This is a genomic window from Bacillus sp. FJAT-50079 (genome assembly GCF_018343515.1).
Lineage (GTDB): Bacteria > Bacillota > Bacilli > Bacillales > Bacillaceae_C > Lederbergia.
The window spans coordinates 265,971-289,783 of the sequence record NZ_JAGYPD010000007.1 but is presented as its reverse complement, the minus strand read 5'-3'; the positions used below and the strand labels follow the sequence as shown (position 1 = coordinate 289,783).

The following is a 23,813-nucleotide window of genomic DNA, read 5'->3' as shown; positions in this document are numbered from 1 at the left end:
ATATATTTACATAGATTTAAACTTATGACAAGAGTTTTTTTAATAATCGGTAGTAAAACTGGGATAATCGGTAATAACATGGCAAGAATCGGTAGTAAAGTCGAGATAATCGGTAATAACCGATTTATGCGCTCCTATTGCAAGAAAGGTTGGGGAATGGAAATGAAATATTTTGATTATGCTGCTTCATGTCCACTAGATAAAGAAGCTGCTCAAGTATATATAAAAGCAGCAACAGAGTTTTATGGAAATTCGAGCAGCTTGCATGATATTGGTGAGGAAGCGAGCTCTCTTTTAGAAAACTGCCGTCGTGCATTGGCTGAGCTGCTAGCGGTTGAGAAAGACGGAATCTATTTTACAAGTGGTGGGTCTGAAAGTAATTTTCTAGCCATCCATGCGCTCCTTTCCTCCCCACTAAAAAAGGGAAAACATATTATTACGGGAATGGCAGAACACTCCTCTGTTCTCAATTCACTAAATCATTATGAGGTGACCGCCCTTCCATTCAATTCCGCAGGTCAAATTGAGGTTTCTGAATTAAAAAAGGCGATTCGGGAGGATACGATTCTAATTACGATTCAACATGGCAACCCAGAAATCGGATCACTTCAACCGATTGAAGAAATAAGTAAGCTTTGCAAAGAAAATGATATTCTTTTCCACAGTGACTGTGTACAGACGTTCGGAAAGGTTGATGCAAAAAATATTGCAACGCATGTAGATAGCCTATCGATTTCCGGGCATAAGTTTTACGGACCAAAAGGGATTGGAGCGGCATATATTAATCCACGTGTGCGCTGGAATCCATTTTTGCCTGGAACGGTTCATGAAAATGGCTTTCGCCCTGGGACTGTCAATGTTCCTGCAATTGCAGCCATGATCACAGCAGCACAAACAGCATATAAACAAATGGAAGAGCACCAACAGCAATGTTGGAAACTCCGTACTCTTTTTCTTGAGGCTTTAAGTCCTGTCAAATCTTCATGCGTCATTTATGGCGGAGATGTTTCTACACAGCTTCCATCAACGCTTGGCATGCGTGTGAAAGGTTTGGAAGGGCAATTTGTCATGCTTGAATGCAACCGATTCGGCTTTGCGATTTCAACGGGAAGTGCTTGCCAAATTGGCTTACAAGCACCATCAAAAACGATGACTGCGCTCGGCTTAAGCGGAAAACCGGCAAAAGAATTTATTCGGATTTCTTTCGGAAAAGAAACGACGGAGAACGATGTACAGCAATTAGCGGAGACGATTATTCGTATTATTATGGATAAAAGTTCATAAATGCAGAATGCTATTCAAAAAGGAGTTTTTCACGTGGAACAAAACTTCCAAGAACAGCAAATGCAGATGCACGATCAGCAATTGCAGCAAAACAAAGCACAAATGGAGCAGCAGTTTCAGGCTCAGAAGCAGCAAGCTTTACAAGCAATGCAGCAGGCCGAGCAAACGATCCAGCAAAATGCTTCCATGGTAGATATCCAATCATTGCAACAAGCCCAGCAACAACTTCAACAAGCGACACAACAGCTTAATCAAATGCAAGGAATTGCCGTTACACAGGCAACAACTGCCGAAAAACAGCAATTAGAGCAAGTGCGACAGCAAATTGAGCAAGCGGCCCAAACATTGCAGCTCATCCAAACATTAAATAGTGAAAACCAGAGCTTTAAAAAGGGATAAAATTGGAGAGAACCAGACAAAATCCTGCCTGGTTCTTTTTAATTGGGTATTTTCTAAATTAGTTATGTTTCTTCACTTCGCGAGTAACCATTTTTAATTTGCTACCCCCTCATTCAGAACTGATTTCACCGCATCCTTTATTTCCTGATAGCCAGTACAGCGACAAAGATTCGATTGCAGCCACTCTTCGATCACTTCATCGCTTGCATTTGGATGAGTGTTCACTAAAGCGTGGCAATTTAAAATAAATCCAGGTGTGCAAAAGCCGCATTGGATCGCCCATTTATCAATGAATTGTTTTTGTATCGGAGAGTCCATTAATCCTTCGATCGTTGTAATCATTTGATCAGTGGACTCGATCGTTAAGCAAAGGCAGGAGTGCATCGGCTTGCCGTTGACGAGAACCGTGCACGCCCCACAGTCGCCGTTCTCGCACGAGCGCTTTGCTCCGTATAAACCGAGCTGTTCCCGCAATGTATGTAATAGTGTGTCCGCGGACCGGATCATTGCGTCCTTCGTTTCCCCGTTCACATTCAATTGCACAACGGTTTTCAATTTTCCATTTGTGATCATTGGATCTCCCCCTCTAATGCCGCGATGGTTTCACTTAATGCTTGTTTCAAAACGAATTCACGGTATGGGGCGGACGCTTCGATATCTCCGATAACTGGTCCGGGCAATACCCCGATCGCTTCATTCACCCGTTCTTCCGCTGATCGTGAGAAATCATTGATCACCCGCTCAATCTCTATTGACCGAAACGGATATTCACATACGCCGCTCATTGCCACGCGCATCTGCTTCTCTTTTACAAGAGCAGAGATCGAGACGATCGGGTAAGCAACCGTAGAAACTTTCGTCTTTTTCACATTTTTAAAAGGCAGATCAACGTATGCTTTATCAACGAAAATTTGTGTGAGAAACTGTCCTTGTTCAAGCTTGAGCGTTTCCAATGGAAGTATTTCTTCCTCGTCCATTCCCGCGATTTTTACTTGCGCATCAGAAATAAGCAAGGGTAAAACTCCTTCTCTATAAATGAAATGGCTGTTCAAATTTCCACCAATCGTAATTTTATTTCTCGATGTATGGTCGGCAATGCGTCTTAGTTTTTCCCCGAGCAATGGAAAAAGGCCCGATTCTGTAATTGTATTCAAGGAAACAGCTGATCCCATGACGAGTTGATCATCTTGTTCTTCAAGTAACGTACACTCAGGAATGCCTTTTATATCAATGACCGCATCTGCATTCATTTGGTTTACTCGTGAAAAGGTAATAAATTCAGTACCTCCAGAAATATAGACGATCGTTTTTCCATCAGCTTGTAATTGTTCATATGTTTCGATTGCTTCTTTTATAGAGGCTGGCCTGTAATATTCAAAATCAAATGGAATCATGAGTGGCCAGCCTCCTTGATTGTTTTCCATATCTGTTCTGGTATAAGCGGTAATTCATTTAACTCCACTTGTGCTGCTGTCGAAAGACTGTTGGCAAGAGCTGCTGGCATCCCAATCACACCATATTCTCCGATGCCGCGCGCTCCGTACGGGCCATCCACCGTTGGCGTTTCGATAAAATCAACGACATATTCAGGCTGCTCTCCGAAGCGGATAATCGGATACGTCCGCAACTGCGGATTAAGAACGATTCCCTCCTCGTTAAAAAGAAACGATTCGCGGCTAGCAAAGCTTAAACCTAAATACATCCCTCCTCGCATTTGCTGGGTTGCTGTCATATGATTAATAATCGTACCACCATCGAGTACGGTCACCGCTTTTAAAATTGTATACGTAAAATCCCGGGTATCCCACTCTACTTCGACTGCTTGGGAACCAACGGACCACCATGGACCCGGTTGACCGAATCCCGTTTCTTTATCCATTGGTGTTAAATGTCGTTGAATATGTTTTCCGTGACCTAGTATTTGCCCTTCGATCGAATGACCATTTGGATATTTATATCCGAGGGCAATGTCTTTTATTTCTACCCCATATTCTGGATTCGGTTTTAAGTACACTCGACCATTTCCGACGTCCAAATCTTCTACGGAACATTGCAATACGATGGAAGCTGTTCTTTTCAATTGATTGATCGCATCCTCAGCGGCTGCAAGCACTGCCCTTCCAGCTAAAAAGGTCGTACTGCTTGCGACCGTGCGCCATTGATGGGGATCAAATTGCGTATTCGTTTCCATTTTGACATGAATTTTATCGAGGCCGATATTTAATTTTTCCGCGAGAATTTGCGCGAGAATTGTTTTCGTCCCTTGTCCAAGCTCGATTGCCGCACAATTCAAATTTACACTCCCATCAGCTTCAAACGTGATAACAACACCTGATTGGGCGTTTGTTGCTGTCGTTGATGTTTTCCAAAATACACTTAATCCTTTCGCCTTCACCTTATGTTCGTTTACCTCTACCCGTTTGCCCTCATCCCATTGAATCAGTTCTTTTACACGATCGATGCATGTAGCGGCATCACCAATATTGTTCGCTGTTAACGCTGATTGCGTTGGCGACGTGTTTCCAGGCTTCGCTATATTTAAAAGTCGCAGCTCAATCGGGTCGATCTTCAATTGCCTCGCAAGCATTTCCATCGTTCTTTCAACCGCAAACGTAAGCTCAGGATGGGCATATCCCCGAAAGGATGTAGCAAATGGATGATTCGTGTACATGCAGTACGAATCACACCATACATTTGGAATATAATACGGGCCTGTACAATCAAGCGCCATCGCCCGCGTAATTCCAGCCGCTTGGTCTGTATAGGCGCCTGAATCGATCAAAAATGTATATTGGCCTGCCACAATTTTTCCGTCCTTCGTGGCTCCTAGCTTGATCGTCGCATCAAGTCCGATATGTCCCGGGGCGGTGATCATATCTTCTTCACGATCATAATCCAATTTTACGAGTTTTCCGCCAACTGCCTTCGATGCTAAATAAGCGAGCGGCTCGAGCTGGACCGTTCCTTTCCCGCCAAAGGCACCGCCAAGCATTGGAACGTGGACGATAATATTGCCGACCTCTATATTAAAAAATTGATTTAATACCTTTTTAATTGTAAAGGGTGATTGTGTGCAGGAATGAACAATGACTTGCCCGTTCGGATTGATTTCCACTCTCGTACTCCGCGTTTCCAATGCAACATGGTCGGATAGATTAAAGGAAAAATGAGCAGTTATCTTTTCATCACAGCTTCCCCAAGCCGTGAAAAAATCTCCTTTGCGAATTTTAATATGGCTGCCAATATTCGTCCCTTGAACAGGATATACATTGCTAATGATTTTCATATATTGCCCCGAGTTTTCATGCACCAATGGGGAATCTTTTTGGAATGCTTGCTGGACAGAATTTACAATCGGAAGCGGCTCATATTCAACCATAATTTTTAAGGCTGCTTGCTTCGCTTGATATTCATGATCGGCAACAACGATCGCTATCGGTTCACCGTAATAGCGCACTTTTTCAAAGGCCAAAGGCGGTCGATCCGCTAATATAGGTCCAATATGATATGGAAATGATTCGCCAGTCACAATTGCGCGTACCCCGGGAACTTTCCATGCTTCATCCGTATTGATTGATTTGATCTTTGCATGTGCATATGTACTTGTCGTAAGCTTTGCGTGTAAAAGCCCAGGTGCGGTGAAATCCCCCAAATACTTGACCGTGCCAGCAGCTTTTTCCTTCGCGTCAATTCTTTTTTCTGGCTTGCCAATTTTCGTCCATGGCTTATTGCACATTGTTAATCCCTCCTCATTGCGTTAACGAGCAACGATGATCATCGTTGACTCATCGATTTCGTGAGCAGACGCATCCATAATCTTCTCTAAACTTGTGCTTACCGTTTGTACTTCCTCTTTATTTTTCACGATAAAGATTGGAGCGCCTCCGCCTTGGACCCTTCCTTCGTTCATTGTAACGACGGCGATGATCACTGCATGCTCACTCATTTATTTCCAACTCCTTTATCCGCCTCACTCGGCAAACGAATTGCACTATCAAGGACAGGCACATGTTCAAGTACTTTTTTGATTTGTTGAAAGTCTTTTTCCTGCGGCATGATAAACAACGCAATTCTGCCATCATCCATATCACGCTTCGATAACGGAATAAATGCTGGCTCTCCGGAATCAATATAAGCACCGAGAACATTAGCAACATGGTGTAACATCGCTTGCCTTTGACCTAGGTGTGAAAGAGTAACGACCGCATTTTCATTTTTCGGTGTGACGATTACACCTACCGCTCTTTCCAGTATCGCCTTTCTTGTTGTATCCAATCCTACATTTTTTATATGAATGTCACTGACATAAAGATTCGGTCCTTCAAAACGAATATCACCTTCGGAAATATGTGCAACAGTGAGTAATAATGCCCCCGACATTTTCCACTTTACAACAGCAAACATGATCGCGCCGGCAACAATCCCTGCTAGTGGATGAAAGACGGAAAACAATGATGTAATGAGTGCGGTAAACATGACTAAGTAATTTCTGCTTTCAAATGCTTGCGCCATCCCTTCAATAAATGGGGAGCCGCGCTTAACCAATTCTTTTTGGTCGACCTTTTCAAGCGTGTCCCTCTCCATTTTGCGCACTTCGCGAAACTGAGTGGCGGCAAGACCTAGAAACGTCACTGCTGCCCAATCAGATTCCAAAACAGCCGGAACGGCAACCGAGCCAATAAACGCCGCAATAAATCCAAATGATAAATGAATGATTCTCCCTTGTGGATATGTAGGATACTGACGGAAATCCGTTCTCAGTAAAACAAACCTTGATATGCAGCCAAAAATAATTCCTAGTACAACAGATAATAAGTATGTATCCACAGGAACCTCTCCTATTTATCTTAGATATAGGTATGGTATCCATTTTTTCCAAAAATATATTCACTTCCGTTTTTGTCAGCAAATCTATCAATCAATGGCTAAGAGCGGCGCGAGAAGGGAATATTAGCTAGTAAAAGCAAAGAAAGGGTTATTTTAAAGATGGGACATATCCACGAAATGATTACGTCTGTATTGAATGACAATCAACCAACCGTGTTCGCTACCATTTTCCATGTGGATGGGTCTTCATATAGAAAAGAAGGAGCAAGCATGTTTTTTCGGCTAGATGGATCAAGGATGGGACTTTTAAGCGGAGGATGCTTGGAAAATGATATGCAAAGCCGAGTTGAAGAAGTGTTTAATACAGGTGCAGCCGCAGTATACCAGTATGATTTAAGTTCTGAAAATGATCTTGGCTGGGGAGTCGGAGTAGGCTGCAATGGAATTATTTCCGTATTTGCACGGGATGTGGATGAGACATTTCGCCAATCCCTATCGTTTGTTTATCAATGTTTTACAGAAAAAAAGCCTGTTCTTTATATACAGTCCGTCAAAAACGTTGATCAATACGTTTTTCTTAATTCCGATAAGGGCACTTTTGGTAAATGGGATCAAGAGATTCCGGATGTTTGGGAAAGCATCCTGCTTGCCGCACCTCCGTTTTGTCGTTATTCAAAATTAATATCTGAGGAAGATTATTTCCTTCAGCTGCTTTGGCCGAAACCATCTTTATATATTATCGGTGCAGGAGAAGATGCTCGTCCACTTGCCTATTTAGCAAGTGAAGCAGAGTATTCAGTACATATACTTGATTGGCGCGAGGCGCTTTGTTCGCCTGTCTATTTCCCTTCAGCGGAAACGATTCAAGTCGATTCAGTAGAAAAATTAATGAAAAGAATCGAGTTAACCCCACTCGATTCCGTCGTTATTATGACACATCATTTTCAACGTGATATAGAGATTCTTCGTATTTTGAAAGATTTACAATTATTTTATATTGGCATACTAGGTTCAAAGAAGAGAACAGCACGATTAATGGATGGAAGCATTCCCGATTGGCTCCATTCACCAGTTGGTTTATCGATCGATGCAGAAGGGCCAAAGGAAATAGCTGTGAGCATTGTCGCCCAATTAATCGCTGTCAAAAATCGGAGGCAGGCATGAAAGTAGCTGGTATTTATCTTGCAGCAGGCAGCAGTCGCCGGATGGGGAAATATAAATTATCTCTCCCTACCCAAAATGGTTCATTAGGGAGCCTCGCACTGAAAACAGCCTTAAAGACTTCACTTGATCAAATTTTTATTATTACAAGAAAAAAGAGAGTGGATGAATGGTTACCCCCTGAATTATTTTCACATAAAAAATGTGTAGTTGTTGACTGTCCTACTGCACATCTAGGTCAATCTGAATCATTGAAATGTGGGATAAAACAAGTAGAGGCAATTGAGGCAGAAGCAGCAATGATTATGCTCGCTGATCAACCATTAATTACAGCAGCAATGCTTGAAGAGCTACTCACGATAATGAGGAAAAAAAAGACTACATTTGTCGCAGCTTCGTTTAATGAAGTGATTATGCCTCCAGTTTTATTTTCGGCATCGATGTATCCACAGTTGCTTCATTTACAAGGTGACAAAGGAGCAAGGGCACTATTAAAAGGCGAATTCCTTACAAACGGGCAGATTTTACCTTTCACTGAAAAAGAGCTTTTTTTCGACATTGACACCGATGAAGAATACGAAACACTTCTATCATTGATGTCTTCATTCGTATGGTCTTAAAAATGAATGATGTTTTGCAGGAATCCCACACCGCAAAATAGCGGACTAGTTACGGTCAATTGAGGTTTCAATAATGGAGTGGAGAGGGTATTGAAACTTAAACAATAAAGAAACCCAATTTAGAATGGAATTTACATTAAGATGAGAAACTAAAATCATCTCTCTATCCTCTCTCATTGAAAGGAGATACGATGAAAAATATATCAAATGTATTTTGGATTTCGTTTGCCATATTATTAATCGCTGTTCTCTTCGGTGTAATTTCACCGAATCGCTTCGAAGCGATGACTTCCAATATTGAAGGATTCGTTACATCTACCTTCGGCTGGTATTATTTAATTTTAGTATCGGTCATTGTTTTCTTTTGTGTCTTTCTTATTTTTAGTCCCATTGGAAATATACGATTAGGGAAGGTTGGAGAAAAACCAGAATACTCGAAGCCAACATGGTTCGCGATGTTATTCAGTGCGGGAATGGGGATCGGACTTGTATTTTGGGGTGCGGCTGAGCCTATTTCTCATTTCGCTGGTAGTCCACCACTAGCTGAACCAGGTACAGATGCGGCTTTTAAAGATGCATTGAGATTTACATTTTTCCATTGGGGAATTCATGCCTGGGCAATTTATGCTTTAGTTGCACTTTCTTTAGCCTATTTCAATTTCCGCAAAGGTGCACCAGGATTAATTAGCGCTACATTAAGCCCTATATTAGGGAAATATGTAAACAGTAAAATTGCCACATTAATCGATGTAATCGCCGTAACCGCAACCGTTATTGGTGTAGCCACGACATTAGGATTCGGCGCTACACAAATCAACGGCGGACTTGCTTATTTATTTGGAATTCCTAATAATTTTATCGTTCAATTGATCATTATTATCATCGTTACCGCTCTATTTATTTCATCCGCATGGTCTGGATTAAGTAAGGGGATCAAATATTTAAGTAACACAAATATGATACTAGCTGTTCTTCTTTTAGGGCTCGTATTTATTTTAGGTCCAAGCTTATTTATTTTAAATTTATTTACGGATACAATTGGAGGTTATATTCAAAACATTATTGGAATGAGCTTCCGAATTGCGCCGCTTCGAACGGACCAATATCGTGAATGGATTGATAATTGGACTATTTTTTATTGGGCATGGTGGATTTCTTGGTCGCCGTTTGTCGGTATTTTCATCGCTCGGGTATCAAAAGGAAGAACGATACGGGAGTTCCTGATCGGGGTGCTTTTACTGCCAACGATCGTGAGCTTCATCTGGTTTGCAGTATTTGGGACGACTGCAATCGATATTCAAAAGACATCAGGCATCGATTTTTCTCAACTTCCAACAGAGACCGTTTTGTTTTCGATCTTTAGTGAGATGCCAATTTCTACGCTTTTATCCGTCCTGGCAATTGTATTAATTGCGATTTTCTTCATTACATCGGCTGATTCGGCAACCTTTGTTCTCAGCATGCAGACGGCGTACGGATCTTTAATACCACCGAATCGAATAAAGTTGGCATGGGGGATCATTCTAGCTGCAATGGCAGCCATTCTCTTATATAGCGGTGGCTTACAAGCACTTCAAAATGCGCTCATTATTGCGGCGCTTCCATTTTCCTTTATTATGATTTTAATGATGCTCTCGCTTTATAAAGCTTTAAACAAAGAAAAAAAGGAACTCGGCTTAACGCCTCGGCCAAAAGAACAAAAAGGTCATTAATAAGTATGTAATAAACCCGAATGTTGATGGTCCTCCATCGTTTCGGGTTTATTTTTTATGATTGAAGATGTATGTTTTTAACAAATTCGCTCAAACTTACATTATGAAATGAATACTGGTTGGAGGCAAACATCGTGGCATTTTTTAAAGCAGCAAAAAAGGAACAACATAATGAAAAGCAACCTGAAGCATTAACAAAGGAAATGCTTTTCAACGTAGATCGATTAAAAGAGGCGTTTTCCTACCCAATTAATCACGCCTTACAAATGCGCGAGCTTTACCTACCATTTTACAAAAAACGATTAATGGCTTTTTCCATTGAAGGAACAATCGATGCAAATATTGTGGATGAACATATCATCGACCCTTTGCTTCGTAATACGGGGCCATCAATTGAAGCGGATGCGAATTTTGTTACTACGATTATGAAAAGTGTACTTACAACTGGAAATGCGAAAGATATTTCAACATTCTCCGATGCAATAAAAGACTTATTGAACGGAAACACCATTTTGATCATTGATGGAGAAGCGAAAGCGATCTCGATCGATACGGCTAAATTTGAAAATCGCTCCGTAGCGGAACCGTCAACCGAGACGGTCATTAAAGGACCAAAAGCGGCTTTTATCGAATCCGTTGCTATTAATCGTTCCCTTTTGCGCAAACAATTACGTGATCCAAACTTAATGTGTGAGTTTGCTGAAATTGGAGAACACGCGCCCCAACAAGTTTCTATTATGTATTTAAAAAATATTGCTGATCCTTCGATCGTTGAAGACGTAAAAAAAAGATTGAATAAGATTCGCACAGATTCAATTATAACCCTTTCAACATTAGAGCAGCATATTGAGGAGCGGCCCTATTCGATCATCCCCTCCACCTTAGAAACCGAACGACCTGATCGAACGGTTGCTTTTTTACAAGAGGGGCATGTCGTATTGCTGATGGAGAACTCACCGACCGCGCTTGTTGTACCAATTACTTTTTGGTCTTTATTTCATACGGTAGAAGACCAATATTTACGGATGGCTTACGGAAACTTTATTCGGATGATTCGCTTTATTTCCTTATTGCTTGCCCTTTTCACTCCCTCCTTTTATATCGCGGTAACGACATATCATTCAGAAATGATTCCAACCGACTTAATGTTAGCGATTACCGCTTCCAGGGAGAGAATTCCTTTTCCGATCTTTTTTGAAATATTAATTATGGAAGTGACATTTGAAATTTTGCGAGAGGCTGGAGTACGTGTTCCAAATACACTTGGGACGACGATCGGCATTGTTGGCGCACTCATTCTCGGTCAAGCGGCCGTACAGGCAAATCTTGTTAGCCCGATTCTCGTCATTATTGTTGCAATCACTGGCCTAGCTTCATTTACAATTCCCGATATAAGCATGAACATCGCTGTACGGATGCTGCGTTTTACCTTTTTATTCGTAACATTTTTTCTAGGTTTTTTTGGATTTTCAATTACATTAGCCTTTTTAATTGCTTATCTTGTTTCGATTAAATCATTCGGTGTGCCTTTTTTAGCACCATTATCACCCCATTTCCCGTCATCGAAAGATTTACTCCTTCGACCGCCGGCTTGGAAGCAATGGTTACGACCTTTTTCTACGTCTCCAAAAGACAAAGTTAGGTCACCAAAACCCGAAGGGAATGCGGAATCATGATCAAAGTGGCAGATGGAAAAATCGGGACAAGGGAATTAACCTCGATTATTTTGCTTTCGCTCGGAATGAAACTTTCCGATGCAACTCCGAATCAGCTTTATATAGGTGGGGAAAACGCGGCTTGGGCGATGCCTTTCATCTTTTTAATCACGATTGGAGGCCCATTTCTTCTTTTATTAAGATTATTAAAGAAGCATGAAAAAGGCTTAATTGAGCTTATCTATCACTTAAATGGAAAATATCTGGGGCTTATTATTACGAGCTGTTTATTTATCACACTATTTATCGGTGTGATAATAAGTAGTAGAAGCTATATAAGCATTGTCAATACGGTTTTTTTTCCAGAAGTTCCCGTTCCTGTCTTATTATTTTTTTTCCTGTTCACTACATTTCTCATTGCTAAACGTGGGTTAGAGGTGATTAGCCGTGCGGCATGGTTAATCATTCCAACGATTGAATTTTTATTCCTTATCTTAGTGATTTCTGTATGGAAAGAAGTAAGCTTCCTTCGCATCTTTCCAATCGCCGGGCCGGGGTTAAAACAGTTGGCACAAACAAGCATAACCCATAGTGCCCTTTTTAGTGAATTAATTTTATTATCTGCTTTTTTCACGTTTAGTCGTTCCTATAAAAGCTATCGGCTTGCATCTATGATCGGCTTCATTATTTCATGTATTCAGTTAGCTTTATTTCTCGCTCTCTATGTGATGGTTTTTGATTATCCGTCCACAATAAAAATGGCTTATCCCCATCAGCAATTAACGAGGGTAGCCGAATTCGGGGAAAGTTTATCACATGTCGAAGGTGTATTTTTTATTTTTTGGATGATTGGATCCATCATTCGGTTTTCGATTTACTTATATTTGGTTACCTTCTTATTTGCTGGAACAATAAGATTGGAAAAATTCGAGCCTTTAATCATGCCAATTACCGGATTCATTTTCATTGCTGCCTTATTGCCTGACAATGTTTTTGTCTTAATCAAATATCGGGAATACTTGTTTATAGTTAGCTCTTTTATTCTCATATTACTTCCTTTCTTATTGTCAGCAATAGACTGGTGGAAGGGGCGAGCAAAGCATGAAAGCACTTAAAATACTCCTCATTAGTATGATTCCTTTGCTGCTTTCAGGCTGCTGGGGGAAACTTGAATTGGAAGAAAGAGATTACGCCGTCGTCATTGGTTTAGATAAGGCCAAAGAAGACCATTTAATTGATGTCACCTTTCAAGTCGCTAATCCACAAGTCGGTTCTTCTGATACGAGCACTGCCGAAAACGAACCGCCGAGTGATATTGTGACTGTAACAGCGCCTGATCTTCTCTCAGCGAAAGAACTAGTAAATAGCGTGCTATCAAGAAAGGTAAGCTTCGATCACTTGCGGATCATTATTATTGGTGAGGATTTAGCTAAGACAAAATTATCCCACCATATTATCGGATCAGCGGTTATTGATCCAGAAGTTCGAAGAGAAAATAACCTAATTGTTACGAAAGAAAGGGCAAGCGAATTTATAAAAAAAAATAAACCAAAATTAGAAACAAGGCCACATAAATATTATGCATTCATGCAGCAAAGATGGCGAGATACAGGATATGTCCCTTATTCGAATTTAACCCGTTATTTTCAACGGTTGTCAGGTGAACTATTCCTAGCAATTTATGCCACAACGGAAAAAGAGGAAAAGCTTGAACTTAATGAAGATGATTATGTTGCAGGCGAAATCCCTCAAAAATCAGGAGATCCTGCACAAATCATGGGATCAGCCGTTTTAAAAAATGGAAAAATGATCGGTACATTAACAGGGCAAGAAACGAGAACGGCTTTATTTCTAAGGCCAAGAGGATTGGCTCACTCGGTGATCCAATCATTTCCTGATCCCATTAAGGAGGACTATCGAATCACGGTCCGAATGATCAAAAATGGTAGTACCAAAGTAAAAATCAATACAAAAGGGGATGTACCAGATATCAATGTAACCGTCCCGATCAGAATTCAAGTTTTATCCAATCCAAGTCTTACTGACTATGCTATTGATATTGGGAAACAAACACAATTGAAAAAGGCAATAAAAAAAGATTTGGAGAAGCAAGCGATGAACCTTATAAAAAGGACGCAAACAGAATTTAAAAGTGAACCCTTTTTATGGTATTTGGAAGCACGCAGAACATTTTGGACAATCAAAGACTATGATAACTATGATTGGACTTATCAATATTCTAAAGCAAATGTAAATGTGCATTATAAAATAAAAATTGAAAGTCTCGGTGAACAGCTAGTACCTGAAACAATTAAGAAAATCCCTAAGGAATGATTATAATGAAATACTTAATCATCGCTCTCGCCTTATATTTAATGTATTACACATTTACGTATGCTTTGTCACTTTGGAAAAGTGGCAATAAATTTGCCAGTGCTGTCATCATATTGATGGCGGCCTGCTTTCCTGTGCTTGCAATGCTATTATTTTTCATTAGATAATTATCAAATCGCTTCAATTATTTTTAAATCGAGTATGAATATTATTCCATTTATATGTCCCAGCTTCACTAAACTCATATAACTCTAACGATAATGCAATAAATCTTTTCTTAAAAAGAGGTCGGAAATGCTCTTTTACGACCTCAAATAATCGATCGCACACATGTTTCTTTTCTTCTTCCGTACGCCCAGCACCAATTTTTAGCGTAATATGAACGAATGCATCATCTTCGCTCCCATCTGCAATTACATAATCATGTAATTCGATTGCACGTGTTCGAATTCCTCCGATTGGAAAAAGATTACCGTGGGAAAAAAGTGATAGATTGATCTTTTTTAATAAACGATGGATCTCAGCTTCGGATTTAATATTACTCGTATATTCAACGATGATATGCGGCATTTACACCTCTCCCACAATCGTATTCACTAAACTTCCAAGTCCTTCGATATTTGTCACTACTTGATCGCCCTCAACGACATTTTCTGTTCCTTTTGGTGTTCCTGTTAAGATTATGTCATTTACGTTTAAAGTCATAAAACTACTTATATACTCTATGAGCGTACAAATATCAAATACCATATCCTGAGTTGAGCCTTTTTGTTTTAATTCACCATTTACATACGTTTGTAGCTGTAAATTCATCGGGTCAGCAATATCCTCCTTATGAACGTACCATGGCCCAATCGGTGTTGTATGATCGCGATTTTTCACACGTAAGTTAGGTCGATAATAATTCTCCAAGTAATCGCGAATCGCATAATCGTTCGCAATCGTGTAGCCACCAACATAATCATAAGCGTCTTCACGTTTAATATTTTTACCCTTCTTGCCAATAATGACTACAAGCTCACATTCATAATGCATGTATGTGACATTTGCTGGTCTTTTCGTTTTACCATGATGACCGATAAACGTGTTTCGGCCTTTTAGAAAGATGAGTGGCTCTTCGGGTGGCTTAAATTCAAGCTCGGTAGCATGATCTGCATAATTTAACCCAAGTGCGAAGACGGTTTCTGGTTCAACAGGTGGCAACCAGATAACTTCCCCTTCTGGCACGAGACGTCCGTCAAGAAATTGAATAGTACCGGCTACTTCGCACACTTCGTATATCGCATCACCGTACCTTACCCTTCCTCGTTTCATTATAAATTCCTCCATTCAGCAACAATCGGATTTTCCAAACTGCCAATGGATTCAATCTCAATACGTACAATATCTCCTTCTTTTGCAAGCGGTGCCCCTTCTGCTGTCCCTACAAGTAAAAGATCGCCTTCGTATAACGTCATAAACTCAGTAATGTCCACGAGCAATTGCGGAATCGAACGAATTAGATTACGAGTACTCGTTACTTGTAGCAATTTTCCATTCACAAATACGCGAATGTCTAATTGCCCCGGATCTTCCACTTGATCCTGTTCAACAAATGAACCAACCGGACAAAATCCATCTCGTGCTTGCTGCTTAAGAGCTGGTCGAAAATAATGATGATGAGGGATGCTGACATCATTAACAACGACATAGCCAGCGATATAAGTCAGGGCTTTTTCATACGTTACCTTCGTTGCCTTTTCCCCAATAACAACTCCGAGCGTCGCACCTATTTCGAGCTCTGATACATCCTTCGGTAATGGAATTGGTCTCCCATTTTCGCTGACTGTATTCCGTGGTTTAATGTATAAGATCGGTGCCTCCGGTTCTTTTTGATAAGGAGGGCAGCTCATTTGCCCCTTTATCTCATCATACTTCCCTTGAAAATTAAGTAAAACCCCATAAACCGTTCCGACTACCGCCTTCATCCCCATCCTCCTTCCTTCAGCTAGAAAAAAACCCGGTTGCTCTCGCTTTAACAGCATGGAACAAACCGGGAACCAATTAATTCAACTTCTTATACTTACCTCCAAAGTAAAGCAATGGATCTCCATCTTGCATTCGTAAATCCGTTACTTCGCCGATATACAATGTATGATCCCCAGCAATGACCGTTTGATGAACCTTACATGTAATATTCGCCAATGAATCTTTTAACACTGGCATTCCATTAAATGTATCAAAATCAATGTTTCTTTCCTCTTTTATTTGCCCTGCAAAATAGGCGGAAAACTCTTCTTGATCTTCATTCAAAATACTTACTGCAAACGTGCCCGCCTCTTTAATAAGCGGATTAATTGTCGCTTTCTCACCAATAGAAACGAGTACGAGCTTTGGGTTAAGCGACACGGAAACGAACGCATTTGCTGTCATCCCATAGATGTCCTCATCCTTTTTTGTTGTAATCACGGTTATCCCTGTTGCAAATTTCCCCATTGCTGTGCGAAATAGGCGGTCATCCATCTATAACATTCCCTTCTACAAGGGGCCGCCCCCTTTAAATAATAAATTCTGGCTTTTGCTGCTTTAGTTTCGGCTTAGTGACAGGCATTTCTTTACTCGAATGAATATTAAGCACAACAGATGCTTCCTGAAACCAGCTATCAGGAGCAATATGCCCCCAAAAGCTTTGTCTTCTCGGATCATTAATATCCCAACGGATTGGCTGGAAGTCCGGATCACTCGTTAAATAATCGCCAGTATAAAGCTCGATTCGATGCCCATCTGGATCCCTCACATATAGGAAAAAAGCATTGGATAACCCGTGGCGGCCCGGGCCTCTTTCAATACTTTTTGTATAGCCTGTTGATGCAAGAACGTCGCAAGCATGTATGAGCGCTAATGGATCTGGCAGCCAAAAACCAACATGATGTAAACGTGGACCATCGCCATTCATAAATGCCTGATCATGTACCGTTTGTTTCCGATGAAGCCATGACGCCCATATTTTTTCATCCTCTGCTGCGGTATACTCCGAACAGGCAAAGCCTAATTCTTTTATATAAAATTGATGGGCGGCTTCCACATCCTCGATCATACAATTAAAATGATCAATTCGTTGAACTCGGGCACCTTTATATAGATCATAACGTTGTATCAGACGCTCTACCTGATTCATTTTTGCAAAAAATTCAAGTGGCAATCCGGATAAATCTTGAACATAAAGTGATCGACCAACTGCATGCTGGTCTCCTTCTTCTTTCCACTTTATATTATAGCCTTTCTCCGTAAAAAGCTCGAATAATGCATCCAAATCAGATTCTTCCGACACTTTATAGCTAAGTGCCTCAACGGCTGGCTTATCCGCTTTCTTTAATAAAAGACTGTGATGGTTTCGTTCTTCCAATCCTCGTAAATAAAGATGATTTTCATCCGCCTCTGTCTCAATAAATCCTAGTACATCTACATAAAATTTTTTCGATGCTTCCAGATCGGTCACATGTAAGATCGCCCTTGCACAGCGAATAATATTAAAGGTCACTTACTTCCCCCCTCCTTCGGCTTTGTTGGAGAGCTTCTTTTTAAAAATTGTGAGACGTATTCTTGATATGGCTCTTTTTCATAACTAGAAAAATACGTCATGCCCATCCGAATCGGATCACCAAAAAAATAATACTCATAATGCATTTGTCTGCTGCCAAATGCACTTAATGTTAAATCCCATGCTAGTCTAAAGAGCTGTACACGTTCATATCCATCGAGATTTTTCCCTTGAAGTCCACGCTCAATAATCGGTCCAATTTCAGGATTTTCAAAATCAGCCTCCGTTGGAATTCCCATTAAGCCAGAGGCACCAAGAATGCGTAAAACTTCTACAAGCCGCGGATACACCCTTGGATACCAATTTCGCGCTGCATTCAGCGCCTCAAAATCAGGGGTCATCATCCCCCATTTATCTAGCTTTGCATTATGTTCAGCCTTAAATAAATGTGATTTCATCGTTTCAAGCGTCAACATAATTTCCATGCCTTTATCTTGGACATGCTGAAATTGATCGATTCCAATTGCGTCCATCACACTAAGGGCAACACCTAAAAGAAATTCTGTTTTCACGATGTTTTTCGCTAACACTTGGTGGGACATATGCACAACAGCATTCGTTTCAGCAAATGTGCGATTGCATATTGAGGAATTACCGCAAACAAACACTCGATCCCAAGGAACAAGCACATTCTCAAATGAAACAATCGCATCTCCTTCCTCAAATCTAGAAGATAGTGGATGATCCCATGTACTTTTTCCGTAATCGAACGATTCCCGACTAATAAACGTCAGACCCGGAGTATTGTTTGGAATAGCGAATGCAAGTGAGTATGGGTCATCTAATTCACCTGCTTTTTTCACTGTCGATGGAAAGACTAGAATTTCGTCCGTAATTCCACCTTGGGTAGCTAAAAGACGGATACCATCAACAATGATTCCTTCACCTCTTTTTTCAACGAGATGAAGGGCGACATTCGCATCTTTTTGTTCATGCTGTGCTTTTGCTCGGTTTACTTGTGGATGGATGAGTGTATGTGTCAAACTAATATCATTTTCTCGAGCGTACTCATAATAGTTTTTCGCATTTTCCGCAAACATTGGATCAGATTCCGCAAAAAAGCTATGCGCTGTTCCCATTGCCATCACTTCGGCATTTAAGTAATCAGGAGATCTCCCCATCATTCCGCCTGACGTGCGTGCCCACTCTGTAATCGCCTCTCTCCGTGCAATCAGATCGTCAATTGTTTTTGGTTGTAAAAACGTCATCCCTACTTGATTACCTGACATCGGTGAAGTGTATAACATTTTCTCTGATTTTTCATATTGAAGGTCATAGAGATCCGCCATCGATTGGATGACATTTTTAAAGGCGGGATGTTGCGTTACATCATCGACCCTTTCACCGTGAATATATACGTTGTTGTTTGCTGATTTTAAACGCGAAATATATTCTTTACCTGTTTTTGCCGGCATTGCAGAACCCTCCCCGTTTTTACTTACCAAATTGCGGAATATGATGTTCTCCAAGTGCAACGTGAATGACTTTTGGTTCCGTATAAAACTCAAACATTGCGTAATGTCCACCTTCTCTGCCAATTCCACTTGCCTTTGAGCCACCAAACGGGATTCTTAAATCACGAACATTTTGTGCATTAATCCAAAGCATGCCTGCATCAACCGCTTGAGCAACCCGGTGACCTCGCTTAATATTGTTCGTCCATACGTAGCCAGCTAGACCGTATTTCACATCATTCGCCATCTGAACAACTTCATCTTCACTTTCAAATTCGATGACAGCCATCACAGGGCCAAAGACTTCTTCCTGACAAACAACCATTTCATTTTTTGCCCCAAGTAAAAGTGTCGGGGGAATGAAATTTATCGATTCAATGTGTTCTGGAATCTTTCCTTGGATGATCTCACAACCTTCTTTTCTTGCAACTTCGATATATTTACTTACTTTTTGGACATGTTCATTATTAATAAGCGGCCCTAGCTCGGTTGATGGATCTAACGGTTCACCTATTTTTATGTTTGCGATTCTTTCTTTCATTGCTTGGATAAATGGTGTTTTGATTTTTTTATGGAGGAAGATTCTTGAGTTAGCTGTACAGCGCTCACCGTTGAAGGAATAAATTCCCCAAATTGCTGCATCAAGAGCTCGGTCGAGATCGGCATCATCGAATACAATCAGAGGTGATTTTCCTCCGAGCTCCATGGATGTTTTTTTTAACGTATGTGCTCCGTTTCTCATGATCGTTGAACCAGTAGTCGTTTCACCCGTAAAGGAGATTGCCTTTACCAATTCATGTTGGACAAGTGCATTTCCTGCTGTTTCACCAAAACCATGGACAACGTTGAATACGCCTTTTGGAAGATTGGCGAGATGAATAATTTCTGCTAGTTTATTCGCCGTGAGCGGCGATAATTCGGCTGGTTTTAAAATCACAGTATTTCCCGTTGCCAATGCGGGAGCAACTTTCCATGTTTCTAGCATAAACGGTGCATTCCATGGTGTGATTAAACCGATGACACCGAGCGGCTTATAGACGGTATAATTAAGAAACTCATCATCCTGCATATAGGCGTCACCGTGAAGCCTTGTTTGAACCATGCGAGAATAAAAGCGAAAATTTTCTGCTGCTCGCGCAACCATTTTTTTCGTTTGCGCAATCGGCAGACCTGTATCCGTCGCTTCTAGGACAGCAATTTCCTCGATATGCTGATCGATGAGCTCGGCAATTTTTTCAATATAACCCATCCGTTCAGATATTTTCATTTTTCCCCATGGACCGATGTGAAAAGCTTGGTTTGCTGCCTGTGCAGCCTGATCGATATCCGCTTTTTCACCGATCGATACATGATTAATTACTTCATTTGTATATGGGGAACGATTATCAAAAAACTGGCCGCTGCTCGAATGGACAAATTGCCCAGCAATATAATGCTTAATTTCCACTACAATCACTTCCCTCCAATAGCTTCTTTTAATTCCGCATATTGCATAAGCGTTGCGCGGATTTCTTCTTGAATGTCTATTGATGGCAATTGCATCGGCTTTCGTATGATCGGATTAATTTTCCCCATCATTCCTAGTGCTGCTTTCACTGGGGCGGGATTTGTATCAAGGAAAAGAACATCATTTAACGGCATCATTTTATAATGCAAATCTTGGCTTCGTTTTACATCCCCCTCAGTCCAAGCGTTATACATTTCCGCAACTGGCTTTGGTGCTACATTTGCTGTGGCACTAATATGGCCAGCGCCGCCAATCGCTAGCATTGGGTAGCATAATAGCTCAATCCCTGAATACAAATTGAAGTCTCTGCCACATGCGAGCAATACTCGGTTAACATGTTCGAAGTCCTTATTGGACTCTTTAATGCCAATAATATTCGGGCAATCCTCTACAAGTCTAGCAATCGTGCTCACCTCTAAGTTAACAGCGGTTCTGCCTGGAATATTGTATAAAATAATCGGAATATCTACGGAATCAGCAATGGTTTTAAAATGTTGATACAATGCATGTTGATTGGGGCGGTTATAATATGGAACGATCACCATCGCCCCGTCCGCTCCCATCTCTTGAGCCGCCTTCGTTAATCGCAATGCTTCCCGATAATTCACTGAACCTGTTCCCGGAATAAATGGAACGCGTCCATTTACAGCCTTCATTGCAATCTCCATTACTTGTTCTCGTTCTTCTACCGAAAGCGAGCTCGGCTCCCCACTCGTCCCTGTAACAGAGATTCCGTGACTTCCACTTGTAATCTGCCAATCAATTAACTGTTTAAATGTATCAACATCAATGCTTTCATCTTCATTAAACGGAGTAATTACAGGACAGATCGATCCTTTAAAACGTTCTTTCGCCTCCGCAATATTCACGTTTTTCCCCTCCTCACTCGTCGTTTGAAAACGCTATCATTTTTATTAGTTACTTTTCGTTCGCCGCCGTTCGAAATCAGCGGCAGTTGCTAGCTTATGCTTACGCACCGTTGCTTCAACCTCTGCAAAAGGGGCTTGATTTTTTAAAAATTCGATGATAATTTCATGCTCTTGAATGGACTCCTTAACACGAACAGAGTACAGCATTGAGCCAGGACCGCGAATCGTATCGAGCTTCTCCCATAAATCTTTTATTGTTGCAATTAACATGTTGTTGCCACATTCCTCATAAATAAGCATATGAAATTCGGAATTCATTTTTGCAAATATCAAAAAATCAAACTCAGCAAGCGCCTCCTTCATTCGCTTATTTTTATCCTTTAACATTAACAGTTTTTCCGGCGGATAATGTTGTGCACTAAGCGCCGTTGCATAGCCTTCCAATACTGCTAAAAGCTTTATACTTTCCAAATATTCCGACTCATTAACACGTGCAACGATGGGGCCCACATTTTTCTGATAGTGAACGAGCCGTTCCGCTTCCAACTGTCTAATCGCTTCACGTATTGGAATCGAGCTGCTAGCAAGCTCCTTGGCGAGTTGATCAATCACAAGCCTTTGACCAGGTGCATAAACCCTCTCCACAATCCTTGATTTAATGATCCGATAAGCCTTCTGTTGTTTATTTTCTTTCATATTCATATGTATATCATATTGGAAATCATATATGATTGTCAACGACGATAAATAGCTAACAATTTGTAAAAAAACAAGTAGATTGTAAGAACTATTGATCGATTTTAGACACTCACAGATTTCTAAAAAAACGAAGCTGCCCTTCGGACAGCTTCGTTTTTTTATTCATATACTTTATCCCATTTCGGCTTCTTGCGATACTTGGATCGCTTCTTCCTTCTTTACTTCAATAAATTGAATTTGGTGACCTTCGATTTCTTTTACTGTAAATGTAAAGCCATCGAAGTGAATGCTTTCCCCTTCTTCAATATCAAAGTTTTGCGATAAAATCCACCCTCCGAGTGTATCGACTTCTTCATCCGATAAATGAGAGCCAAGTAAATCATTCACTTCATGAATGAGTACTTTTCCACTAATCGAATAATGGTCATCAGCGATTTTTGTTATTTCTGCTCTCTCATCGGTATCAAATTCATCGCGAATTTCTCCGACAATTTCCTCAATAATATCTTCAACAGTTACAAGCCCTGAAGTTCCTCCGTATTCATCTAACAAAATTGCCATATGCGTATGTTCCTTTTGCATTTTCAGCAATAAATCGTGCACGGGAATCGTATCGATAACGACAATAACTGGCTTTAAAAACTGTGTAATTTTTAATTTACCGTCTGGTCCGGAATTTTTAATTTGCTCCATTAAAATATCTTTAATATTAATAATCCCAATGATATTATCTTTGTCACCTTCATAGACAGGATAACGGGTCAGTTTCTCTTCTCGAATGATTTTAAACCATTCTTCTATGTCGTCCTCGGTTGAAAGCGAGATCATTTCCGTTCTTGGCACCATAATTTCTTTAGCGATGCGATTATCGAATTTAAAAATATTATTCATGTAGATCAATTCCGATTGATTGATTTCTCCACTTTTATAGCTATCAGCCATAATAATTCGCAGTTCTTCCTCCGAATGTGATCCCTCATGCTCTGTCACCGGCTTTAAGCCAAACATTTTTACCATTAAACGCGCTGATCCATTTAAAATCCAGATAAATGGAAATAGCAAGCGATAAAATAAGATGAGTGGTTTTGAAAAGAACAAAGATACGGCTTCTGCCTTTTGTATGGCAACCGTCTTCGGCGCTAACTCACCTACAACAACATGGAGAAATGTAATAAATAAGAAGGCGATCGTAATCGAAATTACCCTAGATACGTTAGGATCTAAATGTAGACTTGCAAACAATGGGTCAATCAAGCTTTTGACCGCAGGCTCACCAAGCCAACCTATGCCAAGCGCAGTTACAGTAATACCAAGCTGGCAGGCAGATAAATATTCATCCATATGTGTAATGACATGTTTAGCTGCTTTCGCTCCGGGCTTCCCTTCCTCTATAAGCTGATCAATACGAGTGCTGCGTACTTTGACGATGGCAAATTCTGTTGCTACAAAAAAAGCTGTTAAAGCAATCAATATGGCAATTAAAAGTAAACTAACTATGTCCAAATGGTTCACCTTTCAACGAAAGGTGTACACCCCCTGTAATTTAGATTTTTCTTGCTAAAATATATATTCGGACAGACCATGATAAGATAAATTATACTACATTTCTGCCTAGCTTCATAATATATAATCCAGAGAAAGAAGAAAAACATTTTTTCACGGTTGTAGTCCCAATAGAAGTAAGATACGTCTATCCTTATGTATGCTAGAAT

General features: G+C 40.6%; 24 protein-coding genes. 9 read left to right on the top strand and 15 right to left on the bottom strand.

Annotated features, from left to right (window positions below; all coding sequences use genetic code 11):
- Positions 1-162 precede the first annotated feature (162 nt).
- Positions 163-1,284, top strand: coding sequence for an IscS subfamily cysteine desulfurase (locus tag KHA95_RS19645; RefSeq protein WP_213139253.1), 1,122 nt, complete (start codon positions 163-165; stop codon positions 1,282-1,284).
- A 33-nt stretch (positions 1,285-1,317) separates the two neighbouring features.
- Positions 1,318-1,683: a hypothetical protein gene (locus tag KHA95_RS19640; RefSeq protein WP_349305505.1), complete on the top strand. Its 366-nt coding sequence runs from the start codon at positions 1,318-1,320 to the stop codon at positions 1,681-1,683.
- A 93-nt stretch (positions 1,684-1,776) separates the two neighbouring features.
- On the opposite strand, the gene KHA95_RS19635 is transcribed toward KHA95_RS19640, so the two are convergent.
- Genes KHA95_RS19635 through KHA95_RS19615 form a run of 5 tightly spaced genes read right to left on the bottom strand, consistent with a single transcriptional unit; the run spans position 1,777 to position 6,510 of the window.
- Positions 1,777-2,256, bottom strand: a complete 480-nt coding sequence (locus KHA95_RS19635) for a (2Fe-2S)-binding protein (RefSeq protein ID WP_481748461.1) — start codon at positions 2,254-2,256, stop codon at positions 1,777-1,779.
- Positions 2,253-3,077, bottom strand: a complete 825-nt coding sequence (locus KHA95_RS19630; RefSeq protein WP_213139251.1) for an FAD binding domain-containing protein — start codon at positions 3,075-3,077, stop codon at positions 2,253-2,255. Before KHA95_RS19630 ends, KHA95_RS19635 begins: the two co-directional genes overlap by 4 nt.
- Positions 3,074-5,419, bottom strand: a complete 2,346-nt coding sequence (locus KHA95_RS19625; RefSeq protein WP_213139250.1) for a xanthine dehydrogenase family protein molybdopterin-binding subunit — start codon at positions 5,417-5,419, stop codon at positions 3,074-3,076. The genes KHA95_RS19630 and KHA95_RS19625 overlap by 4 nt, the downstream gene beginning before the upstream one ends.
- A 21-nt stretch (positions 5,420-5,440) precedes the next feature.
- Positions 5,441-5,629 (bottom strand): capping complex subunit for YIEGIA, encoded by a 189-nt coding sequence (locus KHA95_RS19620; protein WP_213139249.1) that lies wholly within the window; start codon positions 5,627-5,629, stop codon positions 5,441-5,443.
- Positions 5,626-6,510 (bottom strand): YIEGIA family protein, encoded by an 885-nt coding sequence (locus KHA95_RS19615; protein ID WP_213139248.1) that lies wholly within the window; start codon positions 6,508-6,510, stop codon positions 5,626-5,628. The genes KHA95_RS19620 and KHA95_RS19615 overlap by 4 nt, the downstream gene beginning before the upstream one ends.
- 159 nt (positions 6,511-6,669) lie before the next feature.
- On the opposite strand from KHA95_RS19615, the gene KHA95_RS19610 reads away from it, so the two are divergent.
- The 7 genes from KHA95_RS19610 to KHA95_RS19580 all read left to right on the top strand — a co-directional run bounded on the left by KHA95_RS19610 (position 6,670) and on the right by KHA95_RS19580 (position 14,159).
- Entirely contained in the window at positions 6,670-7,674 is a 1,005-nt protein-coding gene (locus KHA95_RS19610) for an XdhC family protein (RefSeq protein WP_213139247.1), read from the top strand.
- Positions 7,671-8,291 carry an NTP transferase domain-containing protein gene (locus KHA95_RS19605; protein ID WP_213139246.1) on the top strand — a complete coding sequence of 207 codons (621 nt, stop codon included), beginning with the start codon at positions 7,671-7,673 and terminating at the stop codon, positions 8,289-8,291. Before KHA95_RS19610 ends, KHA95_RS19605 begins: the two co-directional genes overlap by 4 nt.
- Before the next feature lie 191 nt (positions 8,292-8,482).
- A complete protein-coding gene (locus tag KHA95_RS19600) occupies positions 8,483-10,003 on the top strand; it encodes a glycine betaine uptake BCCT transporter (RefSeq protein WP_213139245.1) in 1,521 nt (506 codons plus the stop codon).
- A gap of 134 nt (positions 10,004-10,137) precedes the next feature.
- Positions 10,138-11,679: a spore germination protein gene (locus tag KHA95_RS19595; protein WP_349305504.1), complete on the top strand. Its 1,542-nt coding sequence runs from the start codon at positions 10,138-10,140 to the stop codon at positions 11,677-11,679.
- Positions 11,676-12,773 (top strand): GerAB/ArcD/ProY family transporter, encoded by a 1,098-nt coding sequence (locus KHA95_RS19590; RefSeq protein ID WP_213139244.1) that lies wholly within the window; start codon positions 11,676-11,678, stop codon positions 12,771-12,773. Before KHA95_RS19595 ends, KHA95_RS19590 begins: the two co-directional genes overlap by 4 nt.
- Positions 12,760-13,992 carry a Ger(x)C family spore germination protein gene (locus KHA95_RS19585; protein ID WP_213139243.1) on the top strand — a complete coding sequence of 411 codons (1,233 nt, stop codon included), beginning with the start codon at positions 12,760-12,762 and terminating at the stop codon, positions 13,990-13,992. The genes KHA95_RS19590 and KHA95_RS19585 overlap by 14 nt, the downstream gene beginning before the upstream one ends.
- 5 nt (positions 13,993-13,997) lie before the next feature.
- Positions 13,998-14,159 carry a hypothetical protein gene (locus KHA95_RS19580; protein ID WP_213139242.1) on the top strand — a complete coding sequence of 54 codons (162 nt, stop codon included), beginning with the start codon at positions 13,998-14,000 and terminating at the stop codon, positions 14,157-14,159.
- 13 nt (positions 14,160-14,172) lie between these two features.
- On the opposite strand, the gene KHA95_RS19575 is transcribed toward KHA95_RS19580, so the two are convergent.
- The 10 genes from KHA95_RS19575 to KHA95_RS19530 all read right to left on the bottom strand — a co-directional run bounded on the left by KHA95_RS19575 (position 14,173) and on the right by KHA95_RS19530 (position 23,604).
- Complete coding sequence (locus KHA95_RS19575) at positions 14,173-14,562, bottom strand: 5-carboxymethyl-2-hydroxymuconate Delta-isomerase (RefSeq protein ID WP_213139241.1); 390 nt, start codon at positions 14,560-14,562, stop codon at positions 14,173-14,175.
- On the bottom strand, positions 14,563-15,306 hold the full coding sequence (locus tag KHA95_RS19570) for a fumarylacetoacetate hydrolase family protein (RefSeq protein WP_213139240.1): 744 nt from the start codon (positions 15,304-15,306) through the stop codon (positions 14,563-14,565).
- On the bottom strand, positions 15,306-15,959 hold the full coding sequence (locus KHA95_RS19565) for a fumarylacetoacetate hydrolase family protein (protein WP_249317106.1): 654 nt from the start codon (positions 15,957-15,959) through the stop codon (positions 15,306-15,308). Before KHA95_RS19565 ends, KHA95_RS19570 begins: the two co-directional genes overlap by 1 nt.
- 76 nt (positions 15,960-16,035) lie before the next feature.
- Positions 16,036-16,494, bottom strand: coding sequence for a flavin reductase family protein (locus KHA95_RS19560; protein WP_213139238.1), 459 nt, complete (start codon positions 16,492-16,494; stop codon positions 16,036-16,038).
- Positions 16,495-16,528: 34 nt separating this feature from the next.
- Complete coding sequence (gene hpaD, locus KHA95_RS19555) at positions 16,529-17,512, bottom strand: 3,4-dihydroxyphenylacetate 2,3-dioxygenase (RefSeq protein WP_213139237.1); 984 nt, start codon at positions 17,510-17,512, stop codon at positions 16,529-16,531.
- Positions 17,509-18,987: a 4-hydroxyphenylacetate 3-monooxygenase, oxygenase component gene (gene hpaB, locus KHA95_RS19550; protein ID WP_213139236.1), complete on the bottom strand. Its 1,479-nt coding sequence runs from the start codon at positions 18,985-18,987 to the stop codon at positions 17,509-17,511. The genes hpaD and hpaB overlap by 4 nt, the downstream gene beginning before the upstream one ends.
- 19 nt (positions 18,988-19,006) lie before the next feature.
- Entirely contained in the window at positions 19,007-20,482 is a 1,476-nt protein-coding gene (hpaE, locus tag KHA95_RS19545; RefSeq protein ID WP_213139235.1) for a 5-carboxymethyl-2-hydroxymuconate semialdehyde dehydrogenase, read from the bottom strand.
- Positions 20,479-21,402 carry a 2,4-dihydroxyhept-2-ene-1,7-dioic acid aldolase gene (hpaI, locus tag KHA95_RS19540; RefSeq protein ID WP_213139234.1) on the bottom strand — a complete coding sequence of 308 codons (924 nt, stop codon included), beginning with the start codon at positions 21,400-21,402 and terminating at the stop codon, positions 20,479-20,481. The genes hpaE and hpaI overlap by 4 nt, the downstream gene beginning before the upstream one ends.
- A gap of 45 nt (positions 21,403-21,447) precedes the next feature.
- Positions 21,448-22,104 carry a GntR family transcriptional regulator gene (locus KHA95_RS19535; RefSeq protein WP_213139233.1) on the bottom strand — a complete coding sequence of 219 codons (657 nt, stop codon included), beginning with the start codon at positions 22,102-22,104 and terminating at the stop codon, positions 21,448-21,450.
- Positions 22,105-22,272: 168 nt separating this feature from the next.
- Complete coding sequence (locus KHA95_RS19530; RefSeq protein WP_213139232.1) at positions 22,273-23,604, bottom strand: hemolysin family protein; 1,332 nt, start codon at positions 23,602-23,604, stop codon at positions 22,273-22,275.
- Between the last annotated feature and the right edge of the window lie 209 nt (positions 23,605-23,813).